The organism is Stutzerimonas kunmingensis (assembly GCF_014764705.1).
In the GTDB taxonomy this organism is placed as follows: domain Bacteria; phylum Pseudomonadota; class Gammaproteobacteria; order Pseudomonadales; family Pseudomonadaceae; genus Stutzerimonas.
Genome location: NZ_JACXXG010000015.1, coordinates 86229 through 93569 on the forward strand (window position 1 = coordinate 86229; position 7341 = coordinate 93569).

9 protein-coding genes are annotated in these 7341 nt (G+C 65.5%); 6 read left to right on the forward strand and 3 right to left on the reverse strand.

What is annotated here, in order from left to right; all coding sequences use genetic code 11:
• Positions 1-97 precede the first annotated feature (97 nt).
• On the reverse strand, positions 98-1348 hold the full coding sequence (locus IEG05_RS13350) for a M20/M25/M40 family metallo-hydrolase (RefSeq protein ID WP_046620706.1): 1251 nt from the start codon (positions 1346-1348) through the stop codon (positions 98-100).
• Positions 1349-1485: 137 nt separating this feature from the next.
• Here IEG05_RS13350 and IEG05_RS13355 point away from each other — a divergent pair, with 137 nt between their 5' ends.
• From IEG05_RS13355 to IEG05_RS13370, 4 genes are all read left to right on the forward strand, one after another.
• Positions 1486-1929, forward strand: coding sequence for an HIT family protein (locus tag IEG05_RS13355; RefSeq protein WP_046620707.1), 444 nt, complete (start codon positions 1486-1488; stop codon positions 1927-1929).
• A gap of 108 nt (positions 1930-2037) precedes the next feature.
• Positions 2038-3018 carry an ABC transporter substrate-binding protein gene (locus IEG05_RS13360; RefSeq protein ID WP_191122199.1) on the forward strand — a complete coding sequence of 327 codons (981 nt, stop codon included), beginning with the start codon at positions 2038-2040 and terminating at the stop codon, positions 3016-3018.
• Positions 3015-3776 (forward strand): ABC transporter permease, encoded by a 762-nt coding sequence (locus tag IEG05_RS13365; protein WP_046620712.1) that lies wholly within the window; start codon positions 3015-3017, stop codon positions 3774-3776. Before IEG05_RS13360 ends, IEG05_RS13365 begins: the two co-directional genes overlap by 4 nt.
• Positions 3769-4413, forward strand: coding sequence for an ABC transporter ATP-binding protein (locus IEG05_RS13370; RefSeq protein WP_046620774.1), 645 nt, complete (start codon positions 3769-3771; stop codon positions 4411-4413). The genes IEG05_RS13365 and IEG05_RS13370 overlap by 8 nt, the downstream gene beginning before the upstream one ends.
• A 7-nt stretch (positions 4414-4420) precedes the next feature.
• Here IEG05_RS13370 and IEG05_RS13375 read toward each other — a convergent pair whose 3' ends face one another.
• Together IEG05_RS13375 and IEG05_RS13380 are read right to left on the reverse strand one after the other, a co-directional pair.
• Positions 4421-5686 carry a DUF445 domain-containing protein gene (locus tag IEG05_RS13375; protein ID WP_042924723.1) on the reverse strand — a complete coding sequence of 422 codons (1266 nt, stop codon included), beginning with the start codon at positions 5684-5686 and terminating at the stop codon, positions 4421-4423.
• Between the two features lie 298 nt (positions 5687-5984).
• The gene (locus tag IEG05_RS13380) at positions 5985-6386 is read right to left on the reverse strand and encodes a hypothetical protein (RefSeq protein ID WP_046620717.1); all 402 of its coding nucleotides are present in this window, start codon (positions 6384-6386) and stop codon (positions 5985-5987) included.
• A 227-nt stretch (positions 6387-6613) separates the two neighbouring features.
• On the opposite strand from IEG05_RS13380, the gene IEG05_RS13385 reads away from it, so the two are divergent.
• Positions 6614-6802: a hypothetical protein gene (locus tag IEG05_RS13385; RefSeq protein ID WP_014821158.1), complete on the forward strand. Its 189-nt coding sequence runs from the start codon at positions 6614-6616 to the stop codon at positions 6800-6802.
• A gap of 40 nt (positions 6803-6842) precedes the next feature.
• Complete coding sequence (locus IEG05_RS13390) at positions 6843-7052, forward strand: hypothetical protein (RefSeq protein WP_014821157.1); 210 nt, start codon at positions 6843-6845, stop codon at positions 7050-7052.
• Positions 7053-7341 lie beyond the last annotated feature (289 nt).

The window sequence follows — 7341 nt, forward strand, 5'->3', positions numbered from 1 at the left end:
GAGCGGGCAGTCCTGAAATGGGTGGTGGCGAAGATACCCGCAGCGCTGGCTTTCGCCTACTGCGACCTTCGCCCCTCGCTCGGGCCTGGATAGCGTGTCAGCGTGCGGCGTCTTCGGCGGACAATGCGCGAATCATTGCCGTCGTCAGATACAGCCGCGGCGCGATGCTCGACAGCTCAATGTACTCGTCTTCCGAGTGCAGCCCGGCACCGACCACACCCATGGTTTCCAGCACGGCCGGCTTGTCGCTGTCCGGCACGTAGGCGTAGCCGGCGTCGGTGCCGAAGCGCATGGCGATCGGCTCGATACGCTGGTCGATCTCGCCATACAGGCGCTGTGCGGTTTCGGCCAGGCGCTCCGATGCCGGATTCTTCGCCAGCGGTGGGCGGCCCTTGTCGACGCGCAGCTCGACGCGGGTGTCGTCGATCAGCTTGTTCTCGATGATCTTCTGCGCATCGGCGAGCACGCGTTCGGTCTCGCTGATATCGGAGTAGCGCATGTCTGCTTCGGCGGTAGCCTTGTTCGGGATGATGTTGCGCTTCTCACCGCCGGCGATCATGGTCCAGCTGACCGTGGTGCCCTTGTCCGGGTCGCCCAGGTCCTTGAGCTGCACCAGCTGGTGCGCCAGTTCCAGCACGGCGTTGCGACCCTCCTCAGGTGCGGAACCGGCGTGGGAGGATTTGCCCTTCACCTCCAGCATCACCGCATTGATGCCATTGGTGGCGGTGGTCACCGCATCGCGATCCGGCGGCTCGTAGGAGAAGACGTAATCATGCTTGCGGGCCAGCTCGGCGATGATCTTCTTCGAGCCGGCCGAGCCCATTTCCTCATCCGGGTTGAACAGCACGGTGATCGTGCCGTAGTCGTCGAACTGCTGCGCCTTGAGCAGCTCCAGCGCGTGCAGAATCATCGCCACGCCACCCTTGGCATCGGCCACGCCGGGGCCGTAGGCGCGCTGCTCGTCCATGCGGAACGGGCGCTCCGCGGCGGTGCCGTCGGCGAACACCGTGTCGTAATGCACCATCAGCAGGAAGTCCTTGCCGCCGTTGCCCTTGAGGGTGCCGACGATGTTGTCGCCGGCCGATGGCGTCGCGGGGCTGGTGCTGACCTCCGCACCCAGTGCCTGCAGGCGCTCGACCAGCATCTGGCTGACTGTGGCCAGACCCTCGACCTGGCCGGTGCCGGTATCCACCGCCACCAGCTGCTTCACGGTTGCGATATAGGCGCTCTGTTCGGCCTTGGCCTGTTTGAGCAGCTCGGCAGGTTTGATTTCGGCGGCCATGGCGGACAGCGATGAAAGGCAAAGCGCGACTGCAGCAGCAATCGGGGCGACGGCGCGTACGTGCATCGGAATAACCTCGGATCGCGGGGGTGATGAGCTTGAGAGCGCGGCCAGGCCCGCAACGTTCCGAAGCATCGCCGCACGGGTCGCAGCCGCGCGGAGAATGCTAATGTCTGCCTTTTCCACTTGCCGGAGAACTCCAGGTGTCCCTGACCACGCCCTACGATCCGCAGAACATCTTCGCCCAGATCATTCGCGGCGATGCGCCCTGCTACAAACTCTACGAGGATGACGACGTACTGGCCTTCCTCGACCTGTTCCCGCAGTCCTTCGGCCACACGCTGGTGATTCCCAAGCGCTCGGCGGCCTGCAACATCCTCGATGTGGATACCGAAGCGCTGGCCAAGGTCATGGCCGTGGTGCAGAAGCTCACCCGGGTGATCGTCGACGAGCTGCAGCCGGATGGTGTGCAGGTCGCGCAGTTCAATGGTGCGCCGGCGGGGCAGACGGTGTTCCACATCCACGTGCATATCGTGCCGCGCTACTCGGGCGAGGGGCTCGGCATTCATGCCGCCGGGAAGGCCGATCCGGCCGATCTGGAAAAGCTTCAGGCGCGCTTGCAGCAGCGGATCGCCGCGCAGGGCTGAGCCAGGCTGCGATGTCGTGGCGGGGTCAAGTCCGCTGCGACCATCGCAGCAGCCAACAGGCACCAAAGTACAATTCGTGCCCGGCAGGGGGCTTCGTACCCTGCGGGCATGATGCTTTCATTGCCCTTCCTCACCCCGTTCGTTCTGCGCGCTCGCCGTGCGCTGCTGGCGCTTGTATTGCTGCCCCTGTGGGCACAGGCGCAGGAGCTGCCGGTGCTGACCCTCAGCGTGCTGCAGTTCGGCACGCCGCACTGGGAGCTTGAGCATCTCAAGCGCCAGGGACTGGACCGTGCCAACGGTTTCGAGTTGAAGGTGCGACTGGTGGCCGATGTGCCGGCCTCGCGACTGGCATTGACCAGCGGCAGCGTCGACGGTGCGGTGAGCGATCTGCTCTGGGCGCAGGCGCGTTACGAGGCCGGCACGGCTTATCGCTACGTACCTTTCTCCTCCCAGATCGGTGAGGTGCTGGTGCCCGAAGGCAGTGCCATCCGCACGCTGGCCGACCTGCGCGGCAAGCGCATCGGTGTCGCTGGCGGGCCGCACGGGCTGGGCTGGCAGTTGCTGCAGCATGCCGCGGCCCAGGACGGAATCGATCTGTCCAAACAGGCGACTGTTCAGTACGCCGCACCGCCACTGCTCAGCCAGGCCCTGCGCCGCGGTCAGGTGGATGCGCTGCTGACCTTCTGGCATTTCTCCGCGCGCATGCGTGGCGAGGGTGGTGTGCAGGTGGCGTTCAGTCTCGATGATCTGCTCCGATCATTGGAGCTTGATCCCCACCTGCCGGTGCTCGGCTATCTGTTTCCCGAATCCTGGGCCGTCGAGCATGAGGCGCTGCTGCAGCGCTTCGCCACGGCGTTGGGCCAGACCAAACACGAACTCGCCAGCGAGCCCGCACATTGGCAGGAGCTGCGGCCGCTGATGCGTGCCGACGAGGATGGCGTGTTCGCCGCGCTGCGTCACAGTTTCCTCGCCGGAATCCCGCAGCCGCTGGATGAGCGGCGTATCGCCGACCTGCAGCGACTGCTGACCCTCACCGGTGCCGATCCGGCGAAACTGATGCCGGCCGCGTCGTTCCAGAGCACGCCATGAACGGCTCGCGCTGGGCCTGCTGGATCGCCCTGCCATGCGCGGTGGCACTCTGGACGCTGATTGCGCTGGTCGTGCAGACGCCGCTGCTGCCGAGTCCGGCCGCCGTGCTCGACACCTTCTGGCAGGCCACGCAGAGCGGTGAACTGCCCGAACATCTGCTGGTAACCCTGCGCCGCGTGCTGTTCGCCTTCGTATTGGCGATGGCGCTGGGCACGCTGCTAGGCGTGTGGATGGGCCGCTCGCGGCTGGCCAATGCCGTGCTCGATCCGCTGCTGGTGCTGTTTCTCAACCTGCCGGCGCTGGTCATCATCATCCTGCTCTATGTCTGGTTCGGCCTGGTGGAAGCCGCGGCGGTGCTGGCGGTGGTGATCAACAAGGTGCCGAACGTGGCCGTCACCGTGCGCGAGGGCGCCCGCAGTATCGATCCCAAGCTGGAACAGATGACCCTGGTCTACCGCTTCACGCGCTGGCAGCGGATCAGGCATGTCTGGCTGCCGCAGCTGTTTCCCTACCTGATGGCCGCCACCCGCGGCGGCCTGGCGCTGATCTGGAAGATCGTCCTGGTGGTCGAGCTGCTCGGGCGTTCGGATGGCATCGGCTTTCAGCTGCACATGGCCTTTCAGGTGTTCGACGTGGCCAGCATCCTCGCCTACAGCCTGGCGTTTATCGCCGTGGTCCAGCTGATCGAACTGGCGCTGTTGCAGCCACTGGAGCGTCGCGCATCGTCCTGGCGCGAAGCGGGTGTACGGCATGCTTGAGCTGCGTCTGGATGGCCGTCATCCCGTGCTGGGCGTGATCGATGCGCAGGTGCGCGAAGGCGATCGCATCTGTCTGCTCGGGCCGTCCGGCGTCGGCAAGACCACGCTGCTCAACGGCATCGCCGGGCTCGATCCGCAGCTGCGGCCGATGATCGGGCAGCGCGCCGGCTTGCGCGTCGGCTACCTGTTTCAGGAGCATCGCCTGCTGCCCTGGCGCACAGTGCGACAGAACCTGGCGCTGGTCGGCGCGAGCGCGGCGGACATCGAGCGGCTGCTGGCCGAGGTCGGGCTGAGCGGTGCGGCTGACAGCCTGCCGGATCAGCTCTCGCTGGGCATGGCGCGCAGGGCGGCACTGGCGCGCTGCCTGGCGATCAAGCCGGATCTGTTGCTACTCGACGAACCCTTCGCCTCGCTGGATGCCGAGCGCGCCGCCGAGCTGCGCGGCCTGATTGCCCGCCTGCTGGATCGGCACCCGGACATGGCGATGATCTGCGTGACCCACGATCCGCGCGATGCCGACGATCTGGCCAATCGCCTGTGGTACCTGAGCGGTGTCCCGGCGAAATTGCGCTGCGATAAGCCGCCCGGCAGCCCCGTCGATCTCAGCGAACTGAGCGAGCGCCAGCGCCGCGCCTGAGCGGCATTCAGCCGGCCAGCAGCTGCGTCAGCGCATGCAGCGCCAGACCGACCAGCCCGCCGACCAGGGTGCCGTTGATGCGGATGTACTGCAGGTCCTTGCCGACGCTCTGTTCCAACTGCTCGACCAGCTCACGGCTTTCCCAGTTTTCCACTCGCTGCGCGATATAGGCGCCTATCTGCCCGCGGTAGCGCTCCAGCAGGCCGGGTGCGGCGGCCAGCAGTTGCTCGTTGATCCAGTTGCGCATGGAATCGTCAGCGGCGAGGCCGTCGCCGAGGCCGCGACAGAGGCTGACGATGCGTCGGCCGATGCGTGAGTCGTCGCTGGCCAGGTCGCTCTCCAGCCAGGCCGTGAGTTCCTGCCAGAGATTGCCGAAATAGGCGCTGGTGGCGGGGTGCTCCAAGAGCTGCGCGAGAATGCGCTCGACCTCCAGGGCGTATTGCGGGTCCTGCTCCAGGCGCTCGATGTATTCACTGACGTGTTCGTCGAAGCGCTGGCGGATCAGGTGCTCCGGGTCGGCGGCGATCTCGGCGATCAGCGCTGACAGGCCGTCGACGAACTTGTTCGCCGACCAGCCGCTCACCGGGCGGCTCAGGCCGAGATAGCGCAGGGTGCGGATTTCCCGGCTGATGGCGTCGGCGACCAGCGCGCGGGTTTCCTCATCCTGCATGATCGAATCGAGGCGGATCAGCAACTCGTCGAGCATCGCCTGATGCCGGCCCTGGCTGGTCAGCACGCGCAAGGCCTGGGCCAGCGGGGCGGAGAGGTCGAACTTGCGCAGTCGCGTGGTCACCTTGGCCTCGACGAAGGCGCGCACGCGTTCGTCATGCAGCGCGGCGATGCCGAAATGTGCAACGCCGGTGAGCCTGCGGCCGACCGCCTCGGCATTGCTCGGATGGCGTAGCCAGCCGGCCAGGCGCGAGGCGATGTCGAGTTCCTGCAGCTTGGCCAGCACCAGCGGTGTGGCGAGGAAATGCGTGGTGATGAAGCTGGACAGGTTCTGACCGATGCGTGCCTTGCTGCGCGGGATGATCGCCGTGTGCGGGATCGGCAGACCCAGCGGGTGGCGGAACAGCGCGGTGACGGCGAACCAGTCGGCGATCGCGCCGATCATGGCAGCTTCGGCGAACGAGGCGACGTAGCCCCAGGCCGGATGGCTGGCTTCGAAGCGTGTCGCGACGATGTAGAGCAGGGCGGCCAGTAGCAACAGAAGGCCGGCGACCAGCTTCATGCGCGAAACCGGTGACTGCCAGGCGCTGATCATGGAACGCATGCAGGTCCTCGTCGTGTGGGCGAATGGAATCTCTAGGGGGTAGACAGCGAAGCAGGGCGATGAGGTCGGCGCTTGAATGAAACGCATGATGATGCGGATCGTCAGGCGGTTGGGCTAGCTGGGCTGAAACTTGCCTGCAGGATGGATTCGTACGGCATCCTGGACCAGGCCGGTGCCGCTGCTTGAGACGGCACGGCTGCGCCGAGGTCCACCCGACGGACTCTGCTGAATCGCCGGGTGGATGTCGCTTCGCGCATCCACCGGAACACGCCCGGTGGATGTAATCGCCGGAGGTGGATCAGACCTCGTCGTCCTCTTCCTCGCGGATCAGCACGTACTGGCCTTCGGCATCGTTCAGGCAGTCCCAGACGTAGAACATCGATACCTGGCCCGGGCGTTCCGTGACGGCGGCGTAGTCGCCGGGCACGGCAGTGAAGTAGACGCCGGAGTCGGGCGCTGCCTGGCAGGCGATGCGGGCGACGACGAAGGCTTCCGGCGCGGTGCCGTCGAAGTAGTCGTCACGGTCCTTGGCATCCCATTCGGCTGGCGCTTCAAAGGGGCCGCTGATGACGATGCGCGCGTCACCAAGATCCTGCTCTTCCGCTTCCTCGTCGTATTCGTCGGGGCGGTACAGGGTGCATTCCAGGGCTTCCGGATTTTCGAGAATGGCCGCGCGGGATTGTGGGGTGAGTGTCTGCATGGAATCTCCGACTGCGGTTGGGTGTGAGGGGGCAGTGTGGTGGAGCGGCTCGGGCAGTGCAATCGGTTGCATGGTCGCGCCCGCCGATAGTGGCACGGGATCGGTCGGGCAATCCTGCGGCGGCGCCACGGCAACCTTCGGACCGCCGGTGCCGTGCGGTTCGAACGTCGCGTGGTTTGTCGCCTCCAATCGATATCAGCCATCCACCCGCGACAGCCGAGGCAACCATGAAGGCAGATGACCAGCAGGCAGGCGATGAGCCTGATGTGACCATGACCGATGGAGGCGAAAAGAACGCCGGCGAAGACCCGGACTACGACGACCAGCCTTCGCCGCTGGACGATCCTGACGAGCCTGAGACGCTGCCGGATGATCCGGACATCCAGGGAGAAGACGGTTCCGGCGAGCCGAGCTGACCCATCCGCCCACGACAATCGCCGCCCCAGAGGAGTCACCATGAACATTTATCAGGTCAGGCCCACCGAAATGGGCTGGGAGCTGGAAGACCAGCAAACCCAGAAAACCGTGCTGCGAACCCTCACCAAGGATGAGATGTACAGCGCGCTGGATGCCTACATGGACGGCCGCGCCGCGTCGGTCGAGGTATTCGGTCGCGATGGCGAGCTGGAGGAGGCGCGTCCCTATCCGGGGAGCCATCACCTGTAGACATAGCCGCCTGTTTGGTAAGTTCAGTCGGGCAATTTCGGCGCCCATGGCCCCGACACTGTGTTGCTGCTCCTTGCCATAGCTCGCTATGACTCGCCGCGGCGCCTTGTCTCGGAGCCCTGTTCATCCGAACTTCCTCAACCAACTCACCGCACAGGCCACTAGCAGGCCGTTGAAAAAAGCCAGAGCCCGCGTGGCTCTGGCAAAATGGCGGCCATCCTCTTCTGCCGAAGCCAGCCCAAGCCGATGCGTGGACTCGACCTCAAACAAAACGAGCTGTTCAGTTATA

What these genes read in the sequence shown, in the direction of transcription:
- IEG05_RS13350 (WP_046620706.1), bottom strand. Translation starts at nt 1,348, where the DNA reads ATGCACGTACGCGCCGTCGCCCCGATTGCTGCTGCAGTCGCGCTTTGC.
- IEG05_RS13360 (WP_191122199.1), top strand. Translation starts at nt 2,038, where the DNA reads ATGATGCTTTCATTGCCCTTCCTCACCCCGTTCGTTCTGCGCGCTCGC.
- IEG05_RS13365 (WP_046620712.1), top strand. Translation starts at nt 3,015, where the DNA reads ATGAACGGCTCGCGCTGGGCCTGCTGGATCGCCCTGCCATGCGCGGTG.
- IEG05_RS13370 (WP_046620774.1), top strand. Translation starts at nt 3,769, where the DNA reads ATGCTTGAGCTGCGTCTGGATGGCCGTCATCCCGTGCTGGGCGTGATC.
- IEG05_RS13375 (WP_042924723.1), bottom strand. Translation starts at nt 5,686, where the DNA reads ATGCGTTCCATGATCAGCGCCTGGCAGTCACCGGTTTCGCGCATGAAG.
- IEG05_RS13380 (WP_046620717.1), bottom strand. Translation starts at nt 6,386, where the DNA reads ATGCAGACACTCACCCCACAATCCCGCGCGGCCATTCTCGAAAATCCG.
- IEG05_RS13385 (WP_014821158.1), top strand. Translation starts at nt 6,614, where the DNA reads ATGAAGGCAGATGACCAGCAGGCAGGCGATGAGCCTGATGTGACCATG.
- IEG05_RS13390 (WP_014821157.1), top strand. Translation starts at nt 6,843, where the DNA reads ATGAACATTTATCAGGTCAGGCCCACCGAAATGGGCTGGGAGCTGGAA.